At 39.0% G+C, this 24,789-nt stretch carries 30 protein-coding genes; 18 read left to right on the top strand and 12 right to left on the bottom strand.

Annotation, left to right across the window (positions count from 1 at the left end; all coding sequences use genetic code 11):
• Positions 1-108: 108 nt before the first annotated feature.
• On the bottom strand, positions 109-2,436 hold the full coding sequence (locus GO495_RS05550) for a T9SS type A sorting domain-containing protein (protein ID WP_157298674.1): 2,328 nt from the start codon (positions 2,434-2,436) through the stop codon (positions 109-111).
• Between the two features lie 540 nt (positions 2,437-2,976).
• Here GO495_RS05550 and GO495_RS05545 point away from each other — a divergent pair.
• The 3 genes from GO495_RS05545 to GO495_RS05535 all read left to right on the top strand — a co-directional run bounded on the left by GO495_RS05545 (position 2,977) and on the right by GO495_RS05535 (position 5,504).
• Positions 2,977-3,540, top strand: a complete 564-nt coding sequence (locus GO495_RS05545) for a hypothetical protein (RefSeq protein WP_157298673.1) — start codon at positions 2,977-2,979, stop codon at positions 3,538-3,540.
• A gap of 140 nt (positions 3,541-3,680) precedes the next feature.
• Entirely contained in the window at positions 3,681-4,583 is a 903-nt protein-coding gene (locus GO495_RS05540; RefSeq protein WP_157298672.1) for an NmrA family NAD(P)-binding protein, read from the top strand.
• A 3-nt stretch (positions 4,584-4,586) separates the two neighbouring features.
• Positions 4,587-5,504: a helix-turn-helix domain-containing protein gene (locus tag GO495_RS05535; protein ID WP_157298671.1), complete on the top strand. Its 918-nt coding sequence runs from the start codon at positions 4,587-4,589 to the stop codon at positions 5,502-5,504.
• On the opposite strand, the gene GO495_RS05530 is transcribed toward GO495_RS05535, so the two are convergent.
• From GO495_RS05530 to GO495_RS32340, 6 genes are all read right to left on the bottom strand, one after another.
• Complete coding sequence (locus GO495_RS05530; RefSeq protein ID WP_157298670.1) at positions 5,505-5,837, bottom strand: putative polyvalent protein kinase domain-containing protein; 333 nt, start codon at positions 5,835-5,837, stop codon at positions 5,505-5,507.
• Positions 5,838-6,069: 232 nt separating this feature from the next.
• Positions 6,070-6,303 carry a T9SS type A sorting domain-containing protein gene (locus tag GO495_RS32625; protein ID WP_420808909.1) on the bottom strand — a complete coding sequence of 78 codons (234 nt, stop codon included), beginning with the start codon at positions 6,301-6,303 and terminating at the stop codon, positions 6,070-6,072.
• Positions 6,304-6,485: 182 nt separating this feature from the next.
• Positions 6,486-7,349, bottom strand: coding sequence for an SDR family oxidoreductase (locus tag GO495_RS05520; RefSeq protein ID WP_157298668.1), 864 nt, complete (start codon positions 7,347-7,349; stop codon positions 6,486-6,488).
• A gap of 75 nt (positions 7,350-7,424) precedes the next feature.
• A complete protein-coding gene (locus tag GO495_RS05515) occupies positions 7,425-7,994 on the bottom strand; it encodes a Crp/Fnr family transcriptional regulator (protein ID WP_157298667.1) in 570 nt (189 codons plus the stop codon).
• A gap of 935 nt (positions 7,995-8,929) precedes the next feature.
• Positions 8,930-9,196, bottom strand: a complete 267-nt coding sequence (locus GO495_RS05510) for a hypothetical protein (RefSeq protein WP_157298666.1) — start codon at positions 9,194-9,196, stop codon at positions 8,930-8,932.
• 8 nt (positions 9,197-9,204) lie between these two features.
• Positions 9,205-9,339 (bottom strand): hypothetical protein, encoded by a 135-nt coding sequence (locus GO495_RS32340; protein WP_276611792.1) that lies wholly within the window; start codon positions 9,337-9,339, stop codon positions 9,205-9,207.
• A 957-nt stretch (positions 9,340-10,296) separates the two neighbouring features.
• Between GO495_RS32340 and GO495_RS05505 the strand changes: the two genes are divergently transcribed.
• Both GO495_RS05505 and GO495_RS32620 read left to right on the top strand, forming a co-directional pair.
• Positions 10,297-10,680: a DUF6266 family protein gene (locus GO495_RS05505; RefSeq protein ID WP_157298665.1), complete on the top strand. Its 384-nt coding sequence runs from the start codon at positions 10,297-10,299 to the stop codon at positions 10,678-10,680.
• Positions 10,677-10,826: a DUF6266 family protein gene (locus GO495_RS32620; RefSeq protein ID WP_420808908.1), complete on the top strand. Its 150-nt coding sequence runs from the start codon at positions 10,677-10,679 to the stop codon at positions 10,824-10,826. The genes GO495_RS05505 and GO495_RS32620 overlap by 4 nt, the downstream gene beginning before the upstream one ends.
• 19 nt (positions 10,827-10,845) lie before the next feature.
• Here the strand turns inward: GO495_RS32620 and GO495_RS05500 are convergent, their stop codons facing one another.
• On the bottom strand, positions 10,846-11,562 hold the full coding sequence (locus GO495_RS05500) for an ion channel (RefSeq protein WP_157298664.1): 717 nt from the start codon (positions 11,560-11,562) through the stop codon (positions 10,846-10,848).
• A gap of 387 nt (positions 11,563-11,949) precedes the next feature.
• On the opposite strand from GO495_RS05500, the gene GO495_RS05495 reads away from it, so the two are divergent.
• Entirely contained in the window at positions 11,950-12,183 is a 234-nt protein-coding gene (locus GO495_RS05495; RefSeq protein WP_157298663.1) for an outer membrane protein assembly factor BamB family protein, read from the top strand.
• Between the two features lie 299 nt (positions 12,184-12,482).
• Here GO495_RS05495 and GO495_RS05490 read toward each other — a convergent pair whose 3' ends face one another.
• Entirely contained in the window at positions 12,483-13,142 is a 660-nt protein-coding gene (locus tag GO495_RS05490) for an NAD(P)-dependent oxidoreductase (protein ID WP_157298662.1), read from the bottom strand.
• 166 nt (positions 13,143-13,308) lie between these two features.
• Here GO495_RS05490 and GO495_RS05485 point away from each other — a divergent pair, with 166 nt between their 5' ends.
• Together GO495_RS05485 and GO495_RS05480 are read left to right on the top strand one after the other, a co-directional pair.
• A complete protein-coding gene (locus tag GO495_RS05485) occupies positions 13,309-13,674 on the top strand; it encodes a winged helix-turn-helix transcriptional regulator (RefSeq protein ID WP_157298661.1) in 366 nt (121 codons plus the stop codon).
• A 442-nt stretch (positions 13,675-14,116) separates the two neighbouring features.
• Positions 14,117-14,587, top strand: coding sequence for a DUF2199 domain-containing protein (locus GO495_RS05480; RefSeq protein WP_157298660.1), 471 nt, complete (start codon positions 14,117-14,119; stop codon positions 14,585-14,587).
• A gap of 41 nt (positions 14,588-14,628) precedes the next feature.
• Here GO495_RS05480 and GO495_RS05475 read toward each other — a convergent pair whose 3' ends face one another.
• Together GO495_RS05475 and GO495_RS05470 are read right to left on the bottom strand one after the other, a co-directional pair.
• Positions 14,629-15,537 (bottom strand): hypothetical protein, encoded by a 909-nt coding sequence (locus tag GO495_RS05475; RefSeq protein ID WP_157298659.1) that lies wholly within the window; start codon positions 15,535-15,537, stop codon positions 14,629-14,631.
• A gap of 512 nt (positions 15,538-16,049) precedes the next feature.
• The gene (locus GO495_RS05470) at positions 16,050-16,427 is read right to left on the bottom strand and encodes a winged helix-turn-helix transcriptional regulator (protein ID WP_205691203.1); all 378 of its coding nucleotides are present in this window, start codon (positions 16,425-16,427) and stop codon (positions 16,050-16,052) included.
• A gap of 73 nt (positions 16,428-16,500) precedes the next feature.
• On the opposite strand from GO495_RS05470, the gene GO495_RS05465 reads away from it, so the two are divergent.
• Both GO495_RS05465 and GO495_RS05460 read left to right on the top strand, forming a co-directional pair.
• Positions 16,501-17,469 (top strand): aldo/keto reductase, encoded by a 969-nt coding sequence (locus tag GO495_RS05465; protein ID WP_157298658.1) that lies wholly within the window; start codon positions 16,501-16,503, stop codon positions 17,467-17,469.
• A gap of 234 nt (positions 17,470-17,703) precedes the next feature.
• Positions 17,704-18,225, top strand: coding sequence for a MepB family protein (locus GO495_RS05460; protein ID WP_157298657.1), 522 nt, complete (start codon positions 17,704-17,706; stop codon positions 18,223-18,225).
• A gap of 137 nt (positions 18,226-18,362) precedes the next feature.
• On the opposite strand, the gene GO495_RS05455 is transcribed toward GO495_RS05460, so the two are convergent.
• Complete coding sequence (locus GO495_RS05455) at positions 18,363-18,932, bottom strand: hypothetical protein (protein WP_157298656.1); 570 nt, start codon at positions 18,930-18,932, stop codon at positions 18,363-18,365.
• Positions 18,933-19,409: 477 nt separating this feature from the next.
• Between GO495_RS05455 and GO495_RS05450 the strand changes: the two genes are divergently transcribed.
• The 8 genes from GO495_RS05450 (at position 19,410) to GO495_RS05415 (ending at position 24,748) form a co-directional block, all read left to right on the top strand.
• Complete coding sequence (locus GO495_RS05450) at positions 19,410-20,363, top strand: toprim domain-containing protein (protein WP_157298655.1); 954 nt, start codon at positions 19,410-19,412, stop codon at positions 20,361-20,363.
• Positions 20,364-20,415: 52 nt separating this feature from the next.
• Positions 20,416-20,862 (top strand): plasmid mobilization protein, encoded by a 447-nt coding sequence (locus tag GO495_RS05445; protein ID WP_240915153.1) that lies wholly within the window; start codon positions 20,416-20,418, stop codon positions 20,860-20,862.
• Positions 20,859-21,893 (top strand): relaxase/mobilization nuclease domain-containing protein, encoded by a 1,035-nt coding sequence (locus GO495_RS05440; protein ID WP_157298654.1) that lies wholly within the window; start codon positions 20,859-20,861, stop codon positions 21,891-21,893. Before GO495_RS05445 ends, GO495_RS05440 begins: the two co-directional genes overlap by 4 nt.
• Positions 21,894-21,923: 30 nt before the next feature.
• Entirely contained in the window at positions 21,924-22,157 is a 234-nt protein-coding gene (locus GO495_RS05435) for a hypothetical protein (protein ID WP_157298653.1), read from the top strand.
• Positions 22,158-22,703: 546 nt separating this feature from the next.
• Positions 22,704-23,105, top strand: a complete 402-nt coding sequence (locus tag GO495_RS05430) for a DUF6530 family protein (protein WP_157298652.1) — start codon at positions 22,704-22,706, stop codon at positions 23,103-23,105.
• A 13-nt stretch (positions 23,106-23,118) separates the two neighbouring features.
• Positions 23,119-23,304: a DUF7343 domain-containing protein gene (locus tag GO495_RS05425; RefSeq protein ID WP_157298651.1), complete on the top strand. Its 186-nt coding sequence runs from the start codon at positions 23,119-23,121 to the stop codon at positions 23,302-23,304.
• A gap of 40 nt (positions 23,305-23,344) precedes the next feature.
• Positions 23,345-23,890, top strand: a complete 546-nt coding sequence (locus tag GO495_RS05420; protein ID WP_157298650.1) for a hypothetical protein — start codon at positions 23,345-23,347, stop codon at positions 23,888-23,890.
• A gap of 111 nt (positions 23,891-24,001) precedes the next feature.
• The gene (locus GO495_RS05415; protein ID WP_157298649.1) at positions 24,002-24,748 is read left to right on the top strand and encodes a DUF6602 domain-containing protein; all 747 of its coding nucleotides are present in this window, start codon (positions 24,002-24,004) and stop codon (positions 24,746-24,748) included.
• Positions 24,749-24,789: the final 41 nt, after the last annotated feature.

Genomic DNA, 24,789 nt, shown 5'->3' with positions numbered 1-24,789 from the left:
CAGATTAAGTGGTTTGTCCATTGAAAAAATAAATTTTGTTACGGCTATCGTACAAAGCAAGAAGGCTGCCCCGCAGGACAGCCTTTTTTTGTTAATGTGGTATAAAAGTTACATTACAACAAGCTTTTGAGTGGTGTTCGTCTTAGTGTTCTTAATTCTCACCAGATATATTCCACTTTTAAAATTCTTTGTATTAATCATATAATTTTTACCAGTAGTAACAGTTTCAAAAACTCTTCCACCATTCATTGAAATAATAGTGATAACGGTCTTTTCCATTACAGGATTGATAAATTCAAGCTTTACATTAGTGCTTTCAACAACGGGATTAGGGTACATCAAAAACTCAGCAGGATTTACTATCTCTTTCACTTCAGCAACTACGCGGGTACTCTCAAATGAATGATTGCAATACTTTGACCAGTCTATCCCTATTTCACCAGTGGTATCATTACCAGCTGTTCTTGCACTCGCTAGCGTAGCTGAATTATACCATTTGGTGTTAACGCTGGCAGCGCCTGTAACACCGGTAACCAATCTCAAACGATAATCATAATGAGCTGTGCGGGTACTTTCACCATTATAGATGTAATCAGTATTTGTAATAACGGCAATGACAACCCCATTTGCAGGAGGAACATCCAGCTTCAAACTACAAGTACCACTTGAAACATACTGGCTATATACCGGAACACCTGTTGTTGAGCGATAAACCAGCTGACAGGTCATATTCGCACCAATTGGTTCAAAGTTAACAGTAACGATATTACCTGTTACTGTCAGAGGGATCTGATTGGCTCCTGACCATCCTGGTAATGTGCGGGCTTCAGGAGTAAGCAGTCCTGCATTGTTCGTAGTTTTAACGTATGGAGTAGCAATCCATGCATCAGGATTTAACCAGGAAGGTTGCCATTCTGCACCAATTGATTGTCCGAAGTGCCCATTTAATAATGCCAGTACAGCAGTTTTCCATGGACCAAAATCTACCAGAGCCTGTTTAGCGCGGTATTCTGTAATTAATCTGCGCATTTGTGTAGCGCCAACTCCGGAAGCAATTCCTTCCAGTACGCGGCCAGGTGCATTTCTCCATATCCAGGGAACAGCGCCATCACCCAATGCATTACCCAAAAATGTTGGGAATGAGCTGCTGTACTGGTGTCCGCCTAAATAGGTACGCCATGTACAAATCTGCTGATTGCCATTGAACATGTTAACCCCTTCTGCTGAAGGTCCACCAAAGCTACCATCCTGTAACCAACCTGAGTAACATTCAATTGGCATAAAAGGGGCGATGAAATCCGTACCGTTCAGATCTCCCATCGTATTAAAATTACCGGACCTTCTTGCATCAGCAGTTTGTTGTAACCAGACATTACCACCTTCCTGGAACCATGCAGACTGCTTTACACCTGGTAAGTCGGCCAATAAAGCATGAATACCTTCATGCACCATTGCTCCTTTCTGAAATTCCCGGTCACTATAAGAGCAGGCAGGGTCATAACTGTAAATAGGATAATAGGATGCCAGCACCATTGGCCAGCTAACTCCGTTATAGTATATAGTACTTTGCCAGCCACCCAATTCTGTATTGGGTGCATTATCGGTACAAAGCCCTGAACCGTACAGGTATACTGAACTGAAATAACCCTTCTTCGCACGTAAATCCGGAGGCCAGCCCATTTGATCGCGGAAATAGGCAAAGTCAGTATTTAATCTCGCAAGCAGTGGCGTAATGGCAGCAGTCGTAACCAATGAATTTTTATTGGGTCCCCAACGGAAAGCCCACCATTGGGAAGATTGCGTTCCAACAACCTGGGGGCAATCATTTAATGCCACCGTAGGAGCAGGTAAACTTGGGAATTCGTCTCTGAAATTGTAACTGATGGTAGGAGAATAGGCAGGCCATGTATAAGGTTTCCCTCCTGTAGTATCTACTGTTCCTCCTCCGGCAGTACCCATTACACGCCATTCAAGCATTCCTGTGGACTGAGAGGGATTCAGCATCGATACGCGGATCCTGTCTATATTCATCGATGCGATCGGAACTACGTTAAATGCATTGGTCTGCAATGGTATATCAGCCAGGCGAACCCAGGATGAACCATTCCAGTATTCTGCATAAGCAGTTGTTGGTGTCAGTACTCCCCCTCCATCATTAAACCAGTATACTTCCATAGAAGTTACTGTATAATTCTGTGACCAGTTGTACTGCACCCATTCGATCGTGTTCGGATTGTTCCAGTTACCATAAGCACCGTGCGACTTATCATTAGAATTCGCCGGTGTGAAATTGTCATTTAAGGCGGTAATAGTTTCCCAGGGTGATACGTACGAAGTCGTAGCCGTGGCCTGTGGAGCAATGTTTGTTTGCGCTTTCATTAAAGAGCAATACAAAACTAATCCTAAACTCAGGATTGAGAATTTTACTTTGTTCATAAAATAGGTTTTTCTTGTTGGGTTTTCTTAGGTTTTGTTGTTAGTAAACAGGCTAAGAGAATCGGGTTTTAATGAGTACGTGAAATGGGCTACAAGTTTTTTATATGGTTTTCTGAGAATATTTGCTACGCCGCTAAACTAGATCAATAGCGTACATCTCGTTTCACATATTTTAACAATCTTCAATAGGATTTTGTCAGGTCGGATATTACCGGAAGAGACCTTATTTCCTTGCTACATCTGCCGGATCTAACTCTTTTAGTTTTGATTCGCACCGTTATTCAGCCCGGGTACTATGACAGTCTGTATGGTCCAATTCCAAAATCCTATATCCCTTCATCACTGAAAGTCCATTCCTTCGGCATTCTTTCAGCATTCCTATATCGTTTGGATATAGGAATGCCAGTAGAATGCTATAGGAATGCTATAGGTGTGATAAAGGAATGATGAAGGAATGTTAGTGTCAGAAAGTGTTTGGATCACTTTTTTTATTAAATTGCTGATGTAATTGTATTGTATAATCCCAAACTCAAATTAACCATGGCAAGAGCAGATAATAACCTGTTTATGTCCAATCTATCCGGTACGATTGGCAATCAGATGACGATCAGACATAGAGGTGGATCCACCATCGTTTCAAAAAAACAGAAAAAGAGTAAAAAACGATCTACTGAAGCACAACTGGAAGTCCAGGAAAAATTCTCCGGGGCAATCCTGTATGCAAATAAGGTGATGCTTGACCCGGACCTGAAAGCACTCTACAAGGCAGTAGCGTTACCAGGACAAAATGCCCATAACATGGCAGTAAGAGATGCCCGTAATCCTCCGGAAATAAAAAGCGTTATAACGGATAATTACACCGGTAACGCAGGTGATCAGATCGTGGTACGCGCTATAGACGTTTTCAGGGTATTCCAGGTAGTTGTGGCCATCTATACCGCCGCAGGTGCATTGCTGGAGCAAGGGAATGCCGTTATGGGCAGAAACAGCATCGACTGGACATATACTGCCACAAAGAAAAACACAGCCCTAAAAGGCGGGAAAATAGTGGCTATGGCAGAAGACCTTCCCGGTAATCAAACTTATAGTGAAATTTCTATGTGACCGGTTGTTTATAGATGCGTTTATCCGGTTTAATTAGTATTCTAAAAAATCCGTATAGTAGATTATAGCACAACAACCTTAGATTTGATTAAAATTGTTTGTGCTCTGTGTGAGACCTTTGCTTCATAAAATTTTATTTTATGAATATAGTTGTCACAGGTTCAATAGGAAATATAAGTAAACCACTTACAAAAGACTTGCTTCAAAAAGGACACAATGTGATTGTGATCAGCAGGGATCCTGATAAGCAGGGAGTCATTGAGGAAATAGGTGCGGTAGCAGCCATCGGTTCTGTAAATGACGCTCAATTTTTAGCTAAGGTATTCTCAGGTGCAGATGCCATATATACTATGGTCCCCCCCGCGAACTACATGGATCCGGATCTGGACCCTATTGCGCGTTTCAGCAGTATCGGTAGCAGTTATGCAGCGGCCGTCCGGGAGGTGGGCATTCGTAAGGTAGTTAATCTGAGCAGTTGGGGCGCGCATCGCGATAATGGTACCGGTGGGATTGTAGGAGCTTATTACCTGGAGCAGATCATGAATGGGCTGCCGGATGATGTAGCCATCACACATATTCGTCCGACGTCTTTCTACTACAATCTCTTCAACTTAATACCAGCAATAAAATATACCGGCAAGATAGCAGCTAATTATGGCGGTGAAGACCGTACCGTACTTGTTGCACCGGAGGACATTGCAGCCGTAGTTGCCGAGGAATTGGAGAGCATTACAACGGGCAGAAAAATACGCTATGTTGCCAGTGATGAACTGACCTGTAACGAGGTAGCCCGTATTTTAGGTGAAGCTATTGGCCACCCCAATCTGCAATGGGATTTAATTTCCGAAGAGCTGGCGCAGCAAAACCTGGAAAAGGCAGGCTTGCCATCACGTTCAGCGGCATTAATGGTTGAACTTCAGGCGGGGCATCACAAAGGGCTGATAGGCGAAGATTATTACAAACACAGACCCGTATTGGGTAAAGTAAAAATGACAGATTTTGCAAAAGATTTTGCATTGGCTTTTCAAAAACAGGTACATTAGACCATGACAGATCACCAGCCACAACATATTAAAACTATAGCTGAGTTTCACCGGCTCCGTGGTTTACCCGGGCCGGTACATCCGTTGGTCAGTGTAATACGCTTTGAAGACATGAAACAGGAAGCGGGCCATCCGCAAAGTTGGGTGCTTGATTTTTACGCCATAGCCCTGAAAAGAAATTTTCATGCAAAGCTCAAATACGGTCAGCAGGTATATGATTTCGACGAAGGTACTATGACTTTCATGGCGCCCGGACAAAAGATAGGCATCGAGTCTGACCCAAACGAAGCCATTGAACATGCTGGTTGGCTACTGATTTTCCATTCCGATTTTCTTTGGAATACATCTATGGCTAAAAGCATCAGGCAATATAAATACTTCGACTATTCCGTTAATGAAGCGCTTTTCCTTTCTGAACAGGAGGAAACTATCCTAAATGGTATCATGCTGAACATTCTAACGGAATATCAACGAAGTATTGATCCGTTCACCCAAAACATCATTATTGGTCAGTTGGAAGTGCTGCTGGCCTATGCTCAGCGATTTTATCAACGGCAGTTCTATACCCGCAAGATCAGCAACCATGATATACTCACCCGGCTGGAAGAGGTACTTAACAGCTCATTTCTTGATGAAAATCTGAGAAGTAAAGGGTTGCCCACTGTGTTGTCTCTTGCCGCATCACTTCATGTTTCACCTAATTATCTCAGTAGCTTGCTAAAGACGCTTACCGGCAAAAGCACACAACAGCATATCCAGGATAAGCTGATCAGACGTGCTAAAGAAATGCTGTCGACCACCCGGCTGTCTGTTGGCGAAGTTGCCTATGCGCTGGGGTTTGACTATCCCCAGTCCTTTAGTAAATTATTCAAAAGTAAAACAAAGCTTTCACCGGCTGATTTCAGGGAATCTTTTAATTAGCTATACCAAAGAATAAACAGCATCATTCAGTTTTAAAACGCTTCTGTTATCACTATCCAGATAAATCTGCGCCTCCCCTCCTTTTGCTATCATTTCACTATGATCAGGTAAGTTTTTTAACCATAGGTTGTTGTTAGTACTATAAAGCTTCAAAGATTCGGCCTTCTCTTTTTTGATAATTGATTGACGGTCGAAATCTTTTTTAACTGTAGAACTTGTGCTATAGCCTTCGCATAAGAAGTTTCTGGTTGCTGTGCAATGATCTTCCGCCCCTTCAACGACAATTCCTCGAATGATATTTTCAAGTTTTTCTTGGGTATCATGGTTTAACATTTACAAGGAAAATAATGCCAATCCGTCAATTTTCACAACCACGTACAGAATGGTCATAACCGTTTTTAGTAGAATCTATAACATGAGAAAGCGCAATAAACGGAAAAAGGTGCGATTAATCGCACCTTTGTGACCCGGTCTGGACAATTCTCGAACCGGTTTTATGAGCATTTAAGAGTGCTTCACAATATTAAATGTTTGTTAACCAAGGATAAATAAGATTACCTAAATATCACTCATAAACCGACCATGGCCCAGGTAGTAAATAAATATGCAATAAAACGTTCGTTAATGTTGTATTAGTAATTTTTGGTTCGCGTGTTTTTTCACCATCAAAGATGTCTAAAAAATATATACCTGGCATTAAATCCTGAACATAGAATGTTATCAGTTCAAGATCTGAGAAATTCATGCTTTTCATAAGTTTACCATTAGCGTTAGTAACCTTAACGTTATATATCAACACCCTGGATGTTGCTTTGTTTTTATTCCTGGCTATTGCATTGGACTCCGCACCTGAAGTTATAGTAACAATATATGTTGCCGGATTAGTGGAAACAGTAAAGTCACTGACGCTGGCACAGGTACTATATACTGTTACTATGGATCTCACGAGATCCCCCCCAGATAAGCCGCCAGTAGTATAGCTTACGCTAAAAGTTCTTTCATACCAAATGCTGTTAAAACTTTTGCGTATTCAACATTTACAGCATCGTTAGCTGTTTTTACAATTTCTCCTGTAGCTGGGTCCACAACTGTTCTTAATGGCCTTTGTCCTTTGGGTAAATTAATCAGGTTTACCACTGCGTCTGCAACATCCTGCGGATTAGGTTTTGCTGTTTCAAACATTTGACCAATGGCACCAAACATTTTATCTGGAAATTCAGCTATCACTTTATAACCGTCAAGAACTGATGTATCAGAGCCAAATTGGACCTTTTGGGACATCTCCGTAGGAAAAGCTCCTGGTTGAATAATGGCTACATCAACTCCTAATGGTCGTAATTCATAATGCAAACCTTCGCTTAAACCTTCCAAAGCGAATTTTGAAGCACCATACACTGCTGAAAAAGGAGCGGCAAATCTTCCCCACCCACTTGAAACATTAATAATTAAACCTTCCGATTGTTTACGCATATATGGTAATGCCAATTTCATTAATCTCCATGGGGCGAAAACATTGACATCAAACATCCGCTGCACATCAGCAATAGTAGAACTTTCAGCCACACCGAACATCGCAGAACCTGCATTGTTTACCAATACATCTATTGTTCCTTCTGTAGCTATAATGGTATCAATGGCATTTTTTACACTTGTTTCGTCAGTTAGTAAAACATCTAAAACGGTTACATTTTCTACCTGTCCCAGAGCCTTAGCTTTATCAGCATTCTTTCCGTCGGTGTCCCTCATGGTAGCATAAACTTTATGCCCCAAAGCTGCAACGGTGTTGGCGGTAAGCCATCCAAACCCACTATTTGTCCCTGTTATTAATACAATTTTTTTGCTCATTTTTTTATTTAAATTAATGATGCAAATGTTGGTATTAAAAAAATGAAAGCACTTACCATATGGTAAAAAGAGATTTTAACGGATATTTTTTCGTATTCTGCTTAATGATTGCTGCGTAATTCCAAGGTAAGAAGCGATATGAGAAAGCGGAATACGATTGACAAGACCAGGGAAATGTTCAATGAACGATAAATAACGGGTGGTAGCATCTTCAGATACCAACGGGCTTCTTCTTTCAATCGTTTTTAACAGACAATTTTTTACTATCAATCCTGTAATATTGTCCCAGCCAACAATGGTATTTCCAATATCGTCCCAATCTTTCTTTGAAAAAACAAGCAATTTGCAGTCGGTAACTGCCTGTATATACTCGGAAGCCACTACTTGTGCCTCAAACTTCTGGTGGTCAGAAACAAAATTGTTCTCGTCAATGAAATGATGAGTGATCTCCTGGCCTTTGTTGTTGTAATAGCAGAAACGAACGACACCTTCAAGAATAAATCCAACCTGCCTGGGAATCTTGCCGGCTTCCGAAAAATATTCGTCTTTATGAAGTTCCAGCATTTTTGCTTTGCTCACGATGAGGTCTGTCTGATGTTTGTTCAGATTCCCAAACTGTAATATGTAATCAATAAATGCTTTCATAGGTAGAAGATAGGGATTATAATAAGCAGTTCATTTACCATTTGGTAAAAAATTATAAGCTAAAAACAGAAAAGCCGCGTAAATCATTTGATTTATGCGACTTTGTTACTGCTTGATGTTCTTTTTGTTACCCCAGTTCGACAATTCCCGAACCGGTTTTATGAGCATTTAAGAGTGCTTTACAATATTAAGCTCCTGTTAACCAACGATAAATAATATCACCTAAATATCACTCACAAACTCACCATTGCCCAGTTGGTAAATAAGTATGCAATGACGATTTTAGACAAATATGGAATGCTAAGTTGCATGATATGTAAAGATGTTATCATGCCCAACACTACTCGAACCTTACCAATCGTTGATAAGTATGTAAAATGGCATAAAACAAAAACGCTCCAAGTTATTGAACTTGAAGCGTTTAATTTTCTGTGAACCGGATTGGAGAGTTTTCAAACCGTTAAGGGAGGATTTGAAGCTGTTTCAGACTATTAAACTTCGGAATTACAATTAGTTAATAATAAATTTCTAAAGTAAAAAGATAACTGTAAGAATCTATCTCCGGTGTCTGAAATATAGTCCCATTTTCAGAATAAATCGGACTATATGATTCTATAAAAACTATTATCGGTTAACCCCAAATTGTTCATCCAGTTCTGCTTACAGCATACCTTGCTTAAAGAGGTTACTGAAAAAGGAATGAAACTCTTCCATATTCAGTAACCTCTTATAAAAGTCTTTTGAGAAATTTGGTTGGTGATTTTCCGTGAAAAAACTGCATTCAAAGTTAAAAAATACGTAGCAATTTTGTAGCCATACCCAGCCGGCTTCGTTACGGTTGGCTACGCTTCGCCACCCTTCACGCCACCCGGCTGGGTGGTTTTAACTCGTATACAATTGCTATGATCTATTTATACAAAAGATTAAATACTACCTTACTGTCCAATTGGAGACAGTATTTTTTTCATCTTATGCATTAGTGACACCCTATGTTTCCTATTCTCTAAAAATGCGTTTATAAGCTTCTCGAGCTCCATAAACTCAGAAATATTCGAGTCGGTATCTTCATTAAGATCTCCTGCATCAGGCGTATAGGTATTACCATTTGGTAAAGAAGCATTTTCAATTAACCTATTCATCTGTTCATCTATTTTTCGTTCAATTATTTCATTCACTTCAATGGCTCCTTTATCAATGTACAATTGTTTTGTTATTTTTTCTTGAGATCAAGAGTTTGCGGTTTTTCAGAAGTATGATAGCCTATCCCCATAATTTTCAGGGTGCTTATCAACCACTCCTTTTTTGAAGCATCCTCAATATTGTCAAAATCAATTATAAGTTCCATGAGTATCGTTCTTCTGTCTAAACCCTATTTTCAAAATACTTATTCCCAATCGTTTTACAAAGTTAAACTTTTCTGCCAGAATAACCCCAGGATGCCGGGAGAACCAGACACCTGCTCAACTGACCAATAAAGTATTGCTCTTCAACAACTTAACAGGATGATAACATGAGATTTACCGTTAAACGTATGATAAGGTAAAGCGTTAAACCCTTCCGCGAGGACTGACCCTTACTTTTTTTGAAATATAGGTACTCCTATAGGGGGATACCTATCCAGGATAAGTAATCTGGCAACTATTGAGGGCAACACACTTACTGCCATAAAAGAAGCGCTTGAGAAACTTGCCTCATCTGCCGCTTTTACCGGGCTTCCAACCGATTACCCATATATAGCTTTTATAAAGGAGTTGAGAGACAAAATAACACAGATAGCCCAACAGCATAAACACCACTCATCTGTGATGTTTCGTATAAGTCCACATCTTAAAGCAAAGATTATCGCTAAACGATATCTGCTCGCGGATTATGTACCATGGTGGGTAGGGACAGTGGGGTACTATACTTTCACTGATTTAATTTCTGTAGAGAATGTTCGGAAAGTGTTCGGGAAGAGTTAAGGTTTAGATCAGGGTTAGATCGGGGTTAGGCCGCGTTTAAGTCGGGGTTAAGTCGGCTCCATACGATCAAACCCCGACTTAAACGCGACTTAAATCCGATCTAACTATAGAGACTCTCCGAACGCTTCCCGAACGCTCCTATACTACACTAAAAATTCTGTTAAATCTAGGATCAGTAGAGATTGGTTTCAAGTATTGGTCTTAATTTCGCAATACGAATTGAAGGAAGGAAAGGACGCTTACCACTTGTTGAAAAACACCTCCACTTTGCCAAATAGCTACAGTTAACCCTGATTTAATCCACGTAGCACACTTATTAGCAAAATTTAAAAACAAAAAATATGGGAATACAATTAAAAGGACTGTTCGGTGGCTTTTCAGGTAAGGTCCAACGCTTTAAGTTTGGTATGATTACCCATCTGTTAGGATACATTAGTAACCTGATAGACATAGGCTTCCAGGAGCATAAAGCATCAGTATCTGCTATGAATGCAACTGTAGCCTATAATCTCAAATATGCAGTGACAGGTATATCACGTGACTTTAGTATCAATTTACCTGAGTTATCTTTTAGCCAGGGTAAGTTAATTGGTCCTAAAAGTGTTACTGCTGAAGCGTTAGCAGGCCTTAAAGTTAAATTTACATGGACAGCAAGTGAGATTGTCCGGAAGTTGACTCATCCTGCAGATTTGCTAATGATCACTCAGAAAAGACTGAATTTATAACAAGCACTAACGCAGCATCCCGATCTGCATTAACATATACGATTCAACTACCGGTGAATTTTACCGGGGATGAAGTGCATGCGTATGTGGCTTTTGAAGGCTATGAAAATAATTTCAATAACACAATTTTTGCAGTAATGATATGACCGCAAAGGCAGCTGTAAGTTAATGATCCTCATGCTGGTAAGAAAGTCTCAACTTCTTATTGTTCGCCGAAAGATATTTACCGATAATGATACTGGTAACAAATACTGTGTAGAAATGGCCCGCAAGTCCAATCAGCATCACAGCTCTTCTCGCCAATAATGATAAAGGTAAAATATCTCCATACCCTATCGTAAGCAGCGTCGTAAAACTAAAGTAGTTAAGGTTATTCATCACTTCATAGCCTGTGCCTGTATTTGAAAACGCATTAGGTTCTTTGATCTGGATCTGATAAAAGACAAAAGTGCCTATAAGACAAAGCAGCACAAACCCACACAAAGCCGCCGATAGCAGGCTTCTTGAAACACGCTTTGCATACAACACCTCTTTAAAAACATCTGTTGCCACTATGAAAAAGAATAACAGGTACAGGATGCCCAGCCAGCTCTTGATATCGGTGATACCCAGTTCGCGTTGACACAGATCAAGGAAAACAGTACAGGTTATCACAACGAGGATAAATATGCGCAAACGCTTATTATAATAAAAAACGATAAATCCCACGATCATATTCTGATAAATATTGAATATTGCCGCCACATGCACATGTTCCGAAAAAGTATTACCAAATATGAAGACCATAAAACTGATGAGCAGCAATTCATAACGCTTCTTGCGAGCATAACATAAGATCTTCTGAAATAGTTCCGTTTCCTGCATAGTCATAATTATTTGCATCAAATTCATTTTGATTGAATTTCAGCAGATATGCTGGTTTTGTTTTGTTAAAACGAGATAAACGCTGAAAATGAACCGACAAAACGATTATTTTAATCGTCTCAACGTTTCCTTCGATCTTTTACACCAAAAAAAATGCCCTGCAGACGATGATGTCTGCAAGGCATTTATATTTCCGTTCTTCCGTTCTTTATTGCTTCACCCTGTCTGGACAATTCCCGAACCGGTTTTATCAGCATCTATAAATGCTTAAGCAGACTCACGACTTTTGTCTGTCTTACAAAGACATAACATCATTACTAATACGCATTAAAATATTCATACAGGGTTAAAATTCTAAAATCTGGAAAAATCAAAAGCCGTGTAAATCATAATGGTATCCAATATATGGGGTACCAGGACGCAACCGGCATCACCGTCGGGCTGTGGTCCAGCCCTGTATACGCCAATGGCATTGTCTTCGCGGGGAATAATGATGGCGAGAACTATGCTATTAATGCAGCCACTGGCAGGTCGGCATGGACATATGGCAACACGCTATCTGAACATCCGGCAGCCACGCAGGCCACGGTGGCCAATGGCATCGTGTTTTTTGGGACAAGCAGCGGCTATCTGGCCTAAGTTTACAAAGCCTATACCATATATGATAAAGATTTTTCGCATCCCTATTATTCTCTCAAGCACGTGCATTTTATTGTTTATTACCACATCTTGTAATAAATCCGGAGAAGATGTTTTACCAGGATCTGAAATGCCTATCATCCCGGAGTAGTGGCAACAAACTTTGGTGTCGAATGTAATCTTGGCGCTGTGCTCAATTTTATTGCAAAACCGGGTAAGAGCATTACTCAAAATGTCGGACCAAGGCGCAAACGTATCCGTTTATTAAGCCAATTCCATATTTTGTTTTATTGATATTGCTATATTTCAGATAGAATTGGTGCTTTGTGTTCAAAAGTTATGGTATCGAGATTGTCAACAAAGAATCTCGCCAACTGCTTCCGACTAATTTTAAAAGGTTTAGGGGTGCTTGAATAATTTATAGTAAGTTTTCCCATGGTTTCGTTATTATTGAGCGCAACTGGCCTGGCAATGGTCCAGTTCAGATCAGCGTTTTCAAGTAACTTTTCTTGTGCATTATGATCTGCAAATACAAATTTGAAATTTGTGATCTTAATGATAAGTCTCATATACCAGGGTGCATATTGATAAGAATTTCCAGCCCCTATGGATGATAAGATCATGACCCTTTTGATGTTATATTCCTTCATGGTAGTAATGGCGTTAGATAGACTTTTTTCCAATGTATGGGGAGGAGTAATCCTTTTGAAAGAAAAACTCTCTTTTTCCGGTAACGCACTTAATAAACTGATAACAGCATAACATCCTTTCATAGCAGCGCGTACATCTTCGATATTTGTAGGAAGCCCCTTAATTAGTGTTACTTGTTCTGAATTTATATGCAGTTTGTCGGGGTTTCTTACTAAGGCAACAACATGATAGCCTTTTTCTAAAGCGTAGTTGATGACTTCGTGTCCCGTTCTTCCGGTTGCTCCAAATATTAGTATTCGTTTTGACATTTGATTATCGTTACGTAATTTAAAATGGATTTGTTATTTCTTAATAATGATATTGTTGCTGTATAAAATGCACTTCTTAAGTAGCGCAAAACTACTTACATTAGCTAAACAGTAGTAAGTACTATACATTTGTTTAGCGCTATACTTTTAGTAAGCAAGAAAAATTATGGAAGGAAATACAAGTAATTGTTCGAAAAAAGACTTGAGAGCTGTTCGCGATGCTTTGGAAGTATTAAGCGGAAAGTGGAAATTGCAAATACTCATAGCAATACTAAGTGGAAATAAACGGTTTAAAGAAATTACCCGTGAAATTGACGGTATCAGTGACCGAATGCTATCAAAAGAACTAAAAGAACTTGAAGCTCATAGTTTAGTTAAAAGGAATGTATTTGATACGTTCCCACCGGTAGTGGAATATAGCGGTACTGATCACACCAACTCTTTAGAAACAGTTATAAACTCTTTAAAGGATTGGGGGCATTTGCACAGAGAAAAGGTAATTGGAATCCAGAATAACTCCCTGATCAACTAATGGAGTCCTGAGAGCAGAATTTTCCTGACGTTGCTCATCCCGATAGGGGCTTGCTACGAAGGGACACAGAACCAGGCTACATTAAAATTCAGAAGTGACAAATCATTCGAACTACATTGGACAGGGGTTTTCTTTTTTGATACGTGATATATTGGAACATGGAAGCAGATTGGCAATTTCTTGTATTTGAAGTATGACACTCAGAAATATCAGCGCTTAGGCGAAACACTAATGTTAAAAGATGGCTACTTACACAATATTGATCAGTTATCGAATGCAGGCATGAAAACTAAGATTCCCTTTAATCTTCCATTTAATATGATTATCGGCGAGATTTAAAAGTATTTTATTTAGTTCATTTTATCTGATTTAATTAGTATCTTAAAAATCGTATAACAGCGGTTGAACCTCGTTGAGGTTCTTACTGATTTCAATTTACATAATGAAATATACTTGTAGTTCTTGCGGTCAGGTACATGAGGAGTGGCCTGCTTTAACATTTGACTCTCCAACATCTTACAATATTCTGTCTGATAGTATGAAAAACCAAATCGGCGAACTCAATGCTGATTTCTGTATTGTCCGTCATCCTGGACAGACAGATAGATTTATTCGAGGTACTTTAACTTTAAAGGTAATTGACCATTGTGAAGGTCTCGACTACGGAGTTTGGGTGTCATTAAGTGAAAAGAGCTTTCAAGATTATTCAGAAACCTTTAATAATACTAGCCCCGAAGAAAAATATTTCGGTTGGCTTAGTAATGATATACCTGAATATGAGATATTGGAGAGCATGCCAACCACAGTTTTTACAAGATTAAACGGCCTGAGACCTGAAATGAATACCTACAATGCCAGTCTGGTTAAGGTTGATAGTTATATCGAAGGAAATGTCATATTAGGTTTGTGTTAGAATTACAGCCAACTCTCTAATTAATATACGCAAGTTATATATCATTCGTTCTTAAGTTTCAATAACATAAATTGATAAATATCAAAATCAATCCGTAACATCTCTCCGAAATCTAGCCATCTGTCGATTATGCTTCTTTGTCGATCTGTGGTTCCACCTAATTGCCCATTTTGCAAACTATCTAACAACGATGTGGACTCAGTCAGATTCATCATTTCAGTCGTAGGCTGTCCGTCTCGAAATCTCAAAAAATCGTAAATAGTTTGTCCAAGTGTTGATTGGTTGTTAAGATAAGTCGGGTCATGAAAACATATTTCTCCTCCAGTCTCCAAATAACTATATTTATGTTTATGAGTAGTCACTATTGTGTGCGGTGGAATGACAATATGCTCCTTTAAAATTGGAATGTTCTGAAATCTCATATTTCCGGTTGAATCCAGAATATTTTGTGTTTGTTCATAAAAAGGGTCATGCATGAACCAATGCCAGGGTCTCCAACTTAAAAGCGAAGACATGTGCACTGCTAATAAATAAGCAGTTCTGTTCAAAAACAATGGTGCGGTATAAAAAGCCTTACCTTTTCCTGTTGCGTCCAATTTCGCTTTCAAATTAAAAAGTACATTGTGTTGATAATCCGTATGCTTTGGTTGTTTATCCCGTAATTCAAAAAATAATGTTCTGGGTGAGCAATTCACTCTTAACTTCTTTCTATCCTTGATAATACTTGAAGTACTATTGTCAGGATATGCAAAAGACCTTTTGAATTGAATATATATTGGACTAATGGAATCAATTAAAGCATCTGCTCCATATATCACTTCATCTTTTTTTGATAATGGAACTAAAGCAAAAGGCGCCCTTGGAAACCTTGTTATTGTGAGTATAGATTGAATCATAAATCCAACAATATCCTCAGTAAAGTCTGGTATTATTAAGTTCGATTTGCTCATTATTAAATTCTCTAATTGCCATATATTTCTGAATATACGCAATTGTCCCAATCATGCAAAGATTTTAAATCCAACAAATTCTGAACTTTGATGAATCTGAGTAAGTATGGGGATAGCGGTCAGAGTTTAAAAGTATCATTAATTACCCGTATGGAACTCGAGCCAGACACCTGTGCAAATCATGAGTTGAAGTTAATATTAATTTATCGATCGCGTATCGAACCAAAGAAGGCTTCAAAACAAACATGTTCTGAAGCCTTTTTTATCTTTTGTGACCCCGTTAGGACAATTCCCGAACCGGTTTTATGAAGATTTGAAGGCGCTTTATTTGTTGAAGATGCTAATGGACTTGCCCTATCTCTGGCTTAAAATAATGGGCTTACTATTATTTAATATGAGTATAGGAATATGTATTGAATAATACCCGTCAATCTACTTTGTAGCTGACAATATTTGTCACTATCCAATATTCTGAAGTAGCGTTCTTTGCGCTTGGTTTATGGTTTATACTATTACGTTGAGTTTGTGGATCTAAACAAAGGCTCCAGTACATCGCGGTGAGCTTCACCCCATCGAGCTGTAACTTCGATCACGGGTATTAATGTTTTGCCCAGCGCCGTTAGTTCATACTCTACTTTCAGTGGCCATTGATCAAATATTATCTTCGTGATAATGCCCTGATCCGTGAGTTGTTTCAGTTGGATATCTAACAGCCGCCGGGAAGCTTTGGGCATGCGCCTATGTAATTCACCTGGCCTCTTTATGCCGGAATAGATGGACCAGATCAGGTTAATCTTCCATTTTCCGTTCATTACTTCCATAAACAGGTGAAGGCCGCAGTCCAGTTCAACAGGTAACTTTCTTTCGTACATCCCGCAAATATCAGTCATTCTATCATCTTATTTGATACGGCTGAATTTAGCCATACTTGACTTTACCTGGCAGCTAGACGAACTTTGAATTATGAAAAATAAATTATTCGGAACGCACACAGGTCTACCCGCCAGTGAACTGATATTAGGAGCTGCGAGTTTAGGTGAACGCCGGGGTTATGGTGCAGTGGCTGAAGACATTCCAAAGATTCTGTCGGTCTATACTGATGCAGGAGGCAATTTTATTGATGTATCTGACCAATACCAGCTTGGGGAAGCGGAAGAGATCGTTGGAAGGTTTATTGAGCCACACCGTCACAATTTCATCATTTGCACCAAATATACCCGCAGCAGTGAAAGGGATCCTTCGCCTGCCAATTCAGGCAACCACCGTAAGGCTATGCGTCAGGCAGCCGAAAGCAGTTTGAATCGCCTTAAAACGGATTATATTGACATTTACATGCCTCATTACGATGATGGACTGACCCCGATTGACGAAATCGCCCGGGGCCTTGAAGACCTGGTTAAAAGCGGAAAGGTACTTTACACCGGCCTGGCAAATTTTCCCGCATGGAAGGCGGCGGCCATCGCTAGCGCTATTCCGCTGGCTGCATTGCAGATCGAATACAATTTGGTTCAACGAACTGCTGAGCGTGAGTTAATAGGCATGGCCGGTTATTTCGGCTTGGGTACGATGCTCTATTCGCCTTTAGCAGGGGGATTGCTAACCGGTAAATACCGGAAGGGTGCCGCAGGAAGGCTAACACTTTCTGCACCGGATGGTTGCCAGGAAGATACCGCTACTAAAAATATCATAGATCAGTTAGAATTGATCGCTGCGGAGCTGGGAGTAACTCCTGGTCAGGTGGCATTAGCCTGGACGCTAACACGAAACGCTTTTCCGGTAATTGGTGCGCGTACAGTTGCTCATCTGGAGGATAGCCTTAAAGCGGTTGAGATCTGTCTGAGTGCCGATCAGGTTACACAGTTGGATAATATAAGCGCCGTGACTATGGGGTATCCGCATGATCTGCTTAAAACAGTTCAAAAAACGTATTGATCCTTCAATTAATTGCTACCTGGCTCATTGAACTTGCTATTTAATAATTTTCAACCAGCGGGGAAGTAGTCTTGCCGATCCGGCAATTTTTAGGCCTTATTGATAACCGGGGTTTTTCATATCTTGACGTACCTAAACGCTTTGACCAAATGACAAATAATAACAGCCAGCCAATACTTTTCCGTTGGCGGTCATTGTAGAGTGACACCAAACAGGAATAAAAAACCGTAGATTATGACAACTGAAAACTCTCTTCATAACGACCTTGAAATTGTGAAAGAATTGGTTTATGACAAATGCGGTTTCCACTTGACAGATCTAAAACTGAATTCTGAAAGTGTAGAATACGGTGCTTGTTCGTTTAAACTTAATGGACAGACAATTGAACATAGAGTTTCTAAAGTTACACCGACAAAAACAGGGCAATTTGTGACTATCTGGAAGCGAAATAAGGATGGAATAACAGAACCTTTTGACATTTTTGACGACATTGATTTTGTAGTAATAACATCAAAAATTGGCGACAACATTGGACAATTTATTTTTCCAAAATCAGTTTTGGCCGACAAAGGAATTATCTCTCAAAACGGGAAAGATGGAAAAAGAGGAATTCGGGTTTATCCACCGTGGGATGCTGTAACTAACAGACAAGCAGAAAAAACTAAAAGTTGGCAGACTGAATACTTTTTGACAATTAAAAGCGACAACTCTACCGATCTTGACGTAACAAGAAAATTATTTAACAAAATAAAGTAACAGACGAAATTAGGTACCCGAATGAAAAGAGGCTGCTTTTGAAGGCAACCTCTTTATAAATACGGTCCTGGTCTTAAATGAAGCCTTGTTTGTGCATATAGCCAGAAGAAGTTTTCTATTAAACCAACCCCAGGAATTTATAATTTTACATAAGTAAGCTTATGGCTTTTTTGCTGGGTGCTGACTACAACGCCATTATGTAATTCTTTCGTAGTGGTTATTACGGTAATTGGATAGTTCCCATTATCGTAAGTGAATACGTTGGAGATCTCTTCGCCATCACTGCCGGAAGTGGTGATAGAAGTCAGCACGTTGTTCGTAGAAAGTGCATCGGCGGGATCGTCCATTTGTAAGTTGAACAGTATCGGTTGTTGTGCTGCATAGTTAATCTTGTTGTCGTAGGTATATACTGTCACAGTGGTGTCTTTGGTTTCTTTGCCATCCCTCATGAGAATACTATACTTTTGGGTGATATTCTGGCGCGTATCCCATTCGAGCACATTTTTCTGAAATAAACCGATGCTACCTCCTGCTTCAGTGATCGCAGCAATATAAATGGTTGCTATAAGACCTGTTGCCTTATATACCAGACTGTCATACCTATCGTATTTATCAAAGCCATATTCATAAGAATATGCTTTGAGCACTTTACCTCCGCTGTTGTATTCGAAAGTCTTGAACTTATGAGTGGTATCATTTTTCGACATACCGAGCAGGGCAGCGGTAAGCCTGTCATTTTCATATACCGGTTTCAGAAAAGATGTAAAATTATCTGCCGGTTCATGCTGTTCAAAAAGAATGAGTCTCCCGGCGGCGTCATAACTAAGCGCACTACTGTCAATATCTGTAACGTCGGTAGCTAATAGTTTTTTAGGGTCTGAACTTGCTTCGGTTTGGATACTTCCATGGTTTAATGATATCCGAAATTTGATCGAACAAAATCATAGATAAAATGAGCAATAAAATTGAAAGTAAGGTTGTCATCGTACATAATTGTGCATAAACGCAGAAAGTCACGATTACTCGCGACTTTCTGTGTGGTGAACTGTAGTAGAGTATTCTCGAACCATTTTATAATTGATTTGCAGCGGCTTGCAAGCATTTTGGTATAAAAACCAGTGCTTGCAAGCCGCTTTTTCATTTGTATTGCAAACATACTTAATGTGAAATTGAAATTGAAGTGTATGGAAAAATTAATGTGTGCAGAGGCCAATCGGATTGATCTGGTAGATTATCTGGCCTCATTGGGTTACCGGCCACAAAAGGCAAGCAACCAAGATTATTGGTATTTATCTCCATTTCGGGAGGAAAAAACACCATCTTTTAAAATAAACAGACAGCTGAATGTATGGTACGATCACGGAACCGGGAAAGGTGGTAATCTGGTAGATTTTGGAATCCTTTACTTTAATTGTACTGTTGGAGTTTTACTTGGCCGCCTGTCACAACACCTGCCTACCCGGAGTTTTTCTTTTCAACCGCCTACCCCGTCCATCGGTCAGCAACTCACCCCGTCTCCTTTTGCTGGTGAAAAGAAAAATACCACCGAAAACAAAATTGTTATTCTGGACACCCGCCTCCTGGCTGAAAAACCCTTGTTGGAGTATCTGCAAAAAAGAAGCATACCGCTGGAAATTGCCACCCGGTTTTGTAAAGAAGTAGATTTTCTTTTGTATGGTAAGAAGCATACCGTCATCGGGTTTCCCAACAACGCCGGAGGGTATGAACTACGAAATGAAAACTTTAAAGGCAGCAGCTCACCTAAAGATGTAACCCTGCAACAAGGCAGACGGTCGGATGATCTGGTGGTGTTCGAGGGCTTTTTTAACTTCCTTTCTTTTCAAACGATCAACCGGGAAAAGCAAGCCCCCCTGTCAAATTGCCTGATACTAAACTCCCTTTCCTTCTTTGAAAAAAGTCGTCCCGTGATGGAGGAATACAAGACGGTTCATTTGATTTTAGACCGGGATACTGCCGGAATAAATGCCACTAAAAAGGCATTGGATTGGAACACCGGCCAGCAGGATAAATACATTAATCGGAGCGAGTTTTATAAAGGCCACAAGGATTTAAACGCGTGGCTTATTCACCATCACCATATCAAAGAGGAAAGCCAGCGGATAGGAAGGCGACTTTGACGTTCGGGTAGCCAGCTATGTTTTGGTAAAACCAAAACTACTGGCTCCCCTCATGCTACCGCATTCGGGGAGGATTTTTTTCATGCTATCGCATTCAAAAAATAAAGAGGAGGAAGATATGGAGCAGCGGAATGCACAAACTAAAAACAAAGGAGGTCGCCCTAAAAAGGACGTTAAGAAAGATCAATTGATGGCCATAAAATGCAGCCTTTATGAAAGGCGCATCATAGAAGCAAGGGCCAGAAGTGTGGACCTTTCCGTTTCGGAATACCTGCGGGAAATAGGTATAACCGGAAAAATAGACAGGCGAGAAAAAGCGCTGCCTAAAGAAGTTTTAGAACTAACCGGTACGCTTAATCACATGGCAGCAAACCTTAACCAGATTGCCAAGAAGCGAAATGGCATCGAAGAATTAAGCCCTTTAGAACGGGCCAATTTAAAAGTCCAATCCGGAGAGGTGAAGGAATTGGCAAAACAAATTAAAAGCTATTTACAATGATCGGGCATGTATCTATAGGAGCATCTTTTTATCACTGCATCAGTTATTGTCTGGAGGATAAACGGGGATTTTCCGAAGAACAGAAGCTGCAGCTTTCACTGAAAGATAACCTACAACATAAAAACCGGGCAGAAGTACTGTTTTACAATAAATGTTTCGGAGATAAGTACGAGTTGACGAATGATTTTAAAGATGTTCGGAAGTTGAATAAACGGGTGGAAAAGCCGGTATTGCATTTATCCCTTCGACTGGCTCCCGGAGAGATGCTCACCAAAGACCAGCTTACGAAAATAGGCAGTGAATGCGCAAAGGAATTTGGCATAGCGGATAACCAATATATCTGCGTAATGCATAATGATACCAGAGAACAACACATACATATTGCCGCCAACCGGGTAGGTTTTGACGGAAAAGTAGCCAGTGACAGCAACAGCTATAAAAGAATGGCGGCCCTTTGCCGCAGGCTTGAAAAGCAATATAAGTTACAAGAAGTATTAAGTCCGCGTGCCTTTTTATCTCCCCAAGACCGGTTATTGCCCCGGCAGGATATGCGGAAGGAAAAACTGAGAACGGACATTCGGCAGACCTTAGAAAATGTACATCAATATTCAGAGTTTGAGCAGAAGATGCAGGCATTAGGATACAAGGTTATTAAAGGGCGTGGTATTTCTTTTATTGATGAGAAGAAGGTGAAAATAAAAGGCAGCGAAGTCGGTTTTTCGCTGGCTACTATTGAAAAGGTGCTGCATCTAAAAAGCCAATTGAAGATTAAACAAGCGGAAGAAAAGGCAAAGCAACCTGAATATCAACAGCACCGTGTAAGGCATTCGTTTACTCCTACTCAAAGGATGTTGCAAACGGTGAGCCAAACGAAGGAATGGGATAAGTCCCCCGTTGCCCAAATTCAGAAGGAAATTTCTAACCTTCTTTATCAGATCCTTAAGCCGGAACAGTCATTTGATTATATAAACCCTGAACTGTTAAAAGAAGCCAAGCGCAAGAAGAAAAAGAAATTCAAAATGAGCCTGTAACCCCATTATTTCATTCAAAACACATTTATTATGGAAACTACAAAAAACATAACCGGTATTGAAAAAGACAGTTTGGAACTGGTATTGGAAGAATTTGCAGAGGAACAAAAGTCACATGTAAAATCCATTGCTGACCTGGTTACAGCTGTTAATGTATTAACCAACAAGTTTAACAACTTTGAGGAAAAGCTGAATACACCGAAGGGGATTTCCGTATCTACTGATACCAGGCCGATACAGGAAATTGTTAGAAAGGGGTCGTAGATATGAAATTGACGGCAGCTGGACAACCCAAGAACGTGATACGGAAATTTCAGCTATTGCTTTTCCCGGAACAGGATGCAAAACTGTTTTACAAGATAGTATTTGGACGTTGGTTCCTTTGGTTGGTAATTATGCTATTCCTTACTAACTTGTATAAATTTAGTATTCATTGGTGCGACAACCAAAAGGAGATAAAGCTACAGCAGCTAGAAAATTATAGAATTAAAAGGGCTTGGAATTATCTATATTCTCAAAGTGGAAGAGATGTAAAAAAAAGGATGGATGACGCTCGGACAAAATCACATTCCGAAAATAAATAAATAATATTTACCAAAATCTGTGATTACTAATAAAGACACCCTACAAGTATCTATCGAAAATAGCGATCATATTCATATGATCCCGAATAATTAGATATCATTTGATATTTAATAAAATTGAAAACTTACGTATATTTATAACAATAAGGACTATATTTATTCAACAACATGAAAAGAGAAAAAGGCCCAAAACATTTTTTATTTAACACCTCCAATTAGAAAATATATGGCAGTCCCCGAGCATTTACAACACAAACCAATTATAGCTGTAAACGACTACGATAAGATTGATGGACAATATGCTCCCAATAGCGATGCTAAAGTTTTATCCATTGGGCAAGCACAATATGATGAAGACGAAATTTCTGTTAAGGTCTTTCGCCATACTGGTAATAACTGGAGTAGACAAAGTGAGGAATTGCCACTTCATAGAACACTTGACCTGACAACATTGATTATAACCTCAATACTAACAGGTCAAAATTCGGAAAGAATAGTTTCAAACCTCAATGAACAAATAATTTCAGAACCTAGAGTACAAGAGATTAAAGATTATTACCAAGCAAACATAAGTATCTTACGACCAAGGTTAGAAGAGATTAGAGATTTATTAAACAGCTTACTTTGATAAAAGAAAAAATATGATATCCGATAAAGAAAAATATTTAATGGCGCTTAAAAAAAATAATGGCCGAATTGATGAAATTTCGATTGGTTTAAATATTGGGTTTAGTGACGAAAAGACTACTCAAATTATTGCTGAATTGGTAAATGAAGGAAAGATAGAGTTTCAATCATTCGGACTTTGTAGCTACCGTGTGCTGTAAAATTTATATATTGGGAGTTTAAACTGAATATTTTATTCTGATGGATAATCTAATTTGTAAAGCAATTTCAGAATTACTAATCGATCGGAAAGACTTGCTCAGAATTCCTTTAAGGCAAAAAGCAAAATTTGAAGGCTGGTTAAAATTTGAATTAGCCCATCGTTTAATTCAGATAGGGATGGAGTCTGTTGAAGTAGAGACTAAAGCATGCTATAATCGAAATGCTACTGATATCACGTTCTTTCATAAAGAAATTTTTTATAGCATCGAGTTAAAAACATCAAATACAAATTGGAAAAATGAAGGCGTCAGAAATTGCAAAAAACCTATAACTAAGAATATACAATCGATTATTAACGACGCAATAAAATTAAATTCAGATCAAGGGTTTGTGGCTTTTATATTATTCCCGATTCCACTTCATAACAAAAGTTGGGAACTTTATATTGACAGAATTGTTGAAAAAACAAATTTGCCAATTTGCAAAGATAAAAACTGTAAATTGATAGAAATAAGTATTGATGAAACTAATGTATGTAATCTACTTGTATGTGTATTTAAATCAAGAAAGTTCAGTATATGGTAATAAAAATTTATGTGGAATGAAAAGTTAGCGTTTAAATCATAAAACATGAGTAATTAAAAGGATTTTAAAACTGAGCTAAAGGACTTAATTAGCAATAATTGACACATTGTAATGAACTTAAAGGAATTTCATAAAACGACTACCGACGAGCTTCTGGCAATAACAAACAGAGTTAAAAATCTAATACATCATTGGCCCGAAGTAGGAAGACATAAAGAAGCAGTTCTTAAAAATGTCATTAAACGATTTATTCCCGAAAAGTATTCAATAGGAACAGGTTTCGTAATTAAACAAACACACAATCGCGGTGAGCATTTATCTTCAAAACAGATTGACTTAATTATCTACGATGATACAAGTCCTATTCTATTTAAAGAGGGCGATTTTATTATTCTGACAGCCGATGCTGTCAGAGGCATTATTGAGGTAAAAGCTAACCTACAGAATCAAAATCTAACGAATGTAGTCAGACAAGCAAATGAAAATGGGAATTTCGTTTTTTCAGGAAAAGAAAATAAGAGCCAAGTTTTATTCAATGGTATATTTTCATTTGAAGGCTATGAAAATAATTTTGATAATGTAATATTTGCGGAAAGATTCTCTGAAGGTGAGATCGGCTTTGTTACCCAAGAGAGTTATAAGAAATTCAAAGTAAACCATGTTTCTTTAAATAAGGATTTGTTCTTGAAATTTTGGCCACAAGACAAAAAACCACATTCCCTATATAACATCGAAGACTTATCATTCCCTTTTTTTATTTCAAATCTTACAGATATTTTAGCAAATAAATCTGTACGAAAAAATAACTTCATTTGGTATCCAACTGACAAAGAGCTTAATCTGCAACACCAATTTTAACAGACTATATCAAAAGAAAAATGTCCCACTAACAATAGAGT

Source organism: Chitinophaga oryziterrae (genome assembly GCF_009758125.1).
Classification (GTDB): Bacteria; Bacteroidota; Bacteroidia; order Chitinophagales; family Chitinophagaceae; genus Chitinophaga; species Chitinophaga oryziterrae.
Note: the sequence above shows the minus strand (reverse complement) of the source record. Positions and strands in the feature narration are given on the sequence as shown.

What these genes read in the sequence shown, in the direction of transcription:
- GO495_RS05550 (WP_157298674.1), bottom strand. Translation starts at nt 2,436, where the DNA reads ATGAACAAAGTAAAATTCTCAATCCTGAGTTTAGGATTAGTTTTGTAT.
- GO495_RS05545 (WP_157298673.1), top strand. Translation starts at nt 2,977, where the DNA reads ATGGCAAGAGCAGATAATAACCTGTTTATGTCCAATCTATCCGGTACG.
- GO495_RS05540 (WP_157298672.1), top strand. Translation starts at nt 3,681, where the DNA reads ATGAATATAGTTGTCACAGGTTCAATAGGAAATATAAGTAAACCACTT.
- GO495_RS05535 (WP_157298671.1), top strand. Translation starts at nt 4,587, where the DNA reads ATGACAGATCACCAGCCACAACATATTAAAACTATAGCTGAGTTTCAC.
- GO495_RS05530 (WP_157298670.1), bottom strand. Translation starts at nt 5,837, where the DNA reads ATGTTAAACCATGATACCCAAGAAAAACTTGAAAATATCATTCGAGGA.
- GO495_RS05520 (WP_157298668.1), bottom strand. Translation starts at nt 7,349, where the DNA reads ATGAGCAAAAAAATTGTATTAATAACAGGGACAAATAGTGGGTTTGGA.
- GO495_RS05515 (WP_157298667.1), bottom strand. Translation starts at nt 7,994, where the DNA reads ATGAAAGCATTTATTGATTACATATTACAGTTTGGGAATCTGAACAAA.
- GO495_RS32340 (WP_276611792.1), bottom strand. Translation starts at nt 9,339, where the DNA reads ATGGAACTTATAATTGATTTTGACAATATTGAGGATGCTTCAAAAAAG.
- GO495_RS05505 (WP_157298665.1), top strand. Translation starts at nt 10,297, where the DNA reads ATGGGAATACAATTAAAAGGACTGTTCGGTGGCTTTTCAGGTAAGGTC.
- GO495_RS05500 (WP_157298664.1), bottom strand. Translation starts at nt 11,562, where the DNA reads ATGCAAATAATTATGACTATGCAGGAAACGGAACTATTTCAGAAGATC.
- GO495_RS05495 (WP_157298663.1), top strand. Translation starts at nt 11,950, where the DNA reads ATGGGGTACCAGGACGCAACCGGCATCACCGTCGGGCTGTGGTCCAGC.
- GO495_RS05490 (WP_157298662.1), bottom strand. Translation starts at nt 13,142, where the DNA reads ATGTCAAAACGAATACTAATATTTGGAGCAACCGGAAGAACGGGACAC.
- GO495_RS05485 (WP_157298661.1), top strand. Translation starts at nt 13,309, where the DNA reads ATGGAAGGAAATACAAGTAATTGTTCGAAAAAAGACTTGAGAGCTGTT.
- GO495_RS05480 (WP_157298660.1), top strand. Translation starts at nt 14,117, where the DNA reads ATGAAATATACTTGTAGTTCTTGCGGTCAGGTACATGAGGAGTGGCCT.
- GO495_RS05475 (WP_157298659.1), bottom strand. Translation starts at nt 15,537, where the DNA reads ATGAGCAAATCGAACTTAATAATACCAGACTTTACTGAGGATATTGTT.
- GO495_RS05470 (WP_205691203.1), bottom strand. Translation starts at nt 16,427, where the DNA reads ATGACTGATATTTGCGGGATGTACGAAAGAAAGTTACCTGTTGAACTG.
- GO495_RS05465 (WP_157298658.1), top strand. Translation starts at nt 16,501, where the DNA reads ATGAAAAATAAATTATTCGGAACGCACACAGGTCTACCCGCCAGTGAA.
- GO495_RS05460 (WP_157298657.1), top strand. Translation starts at nt 17,704, where the DNA reads ATGACAACTGAAAACTCTCTTCATAACGACCTTGAAATTGTGAAAGAA.
- GO495_RS05455 (WP_157298656.1), bottom strand. Translation starts at nt 18,932, where the DNA reads ATGTCGAAAAATGATACCACTCATAAGTTCAAGACTTTCGAATACAAC.
- GO495_RS05450 (WP_157298655.1), top strand. Translation starts at nt 19,410, where the DNA reads ATGGAAAAATTAATGTGTGCAGAGGCCAATCGGATTGATCTGGTAGAT.
- GO495_RS05445 (WP_240915153.1), top strand. Translation starts at nt 20,416, where the DNA reads ATGCTACCGCATTCGGGGAGGATTTTTTTCATGCTATCGCATTCAAAA.
- GO495_RS05440 (WP_157298654.1), top strand. Translation starts at nt 20,859, where the DNA reads ATGATCGGGCATGTATCTATAGGAGCATCTTTTTATCACTGCATCAGT.
- GO495_RS05435 (WP_157298653.1), top strand. Translation starts at nt 21,924, where the DNA reads ATGGAAACTACAAAAAACATAACCGGTATTGAAAAAGACAGTTTGGAA.
- GO495_RS05430 (WP_157298652.1), top strand. Translation starts at nt 22,704, where the DNA reads ATGGCAGTCCCCGAGCATTTACAACACAAACCAATTATAGCTGTAAAC.
- GO495_RS05425 (WP_157298651.1), top strand. Translation starts at nt 23,119, where the DNA reads ATGATATCCGATAAAGAAAAATATTTAATGGCGCTTAAAAAAAATAAT.
- GO495_RS05420 (WP_157298650.1), top strand. Translation starts at nt 23,345, where the DNA reads ATGGATAATCTAATTTGTAAAGCAATTTCAGAATTACTAATCGATCGG.
- GO495_RS05415 (WP_157298649.1), top strand. Translation starts at nt 24,002, where the DNA reads ATGAACTTAAAGGAATTTCATAAAACGACTACCGACGAGCTTCTGGCA.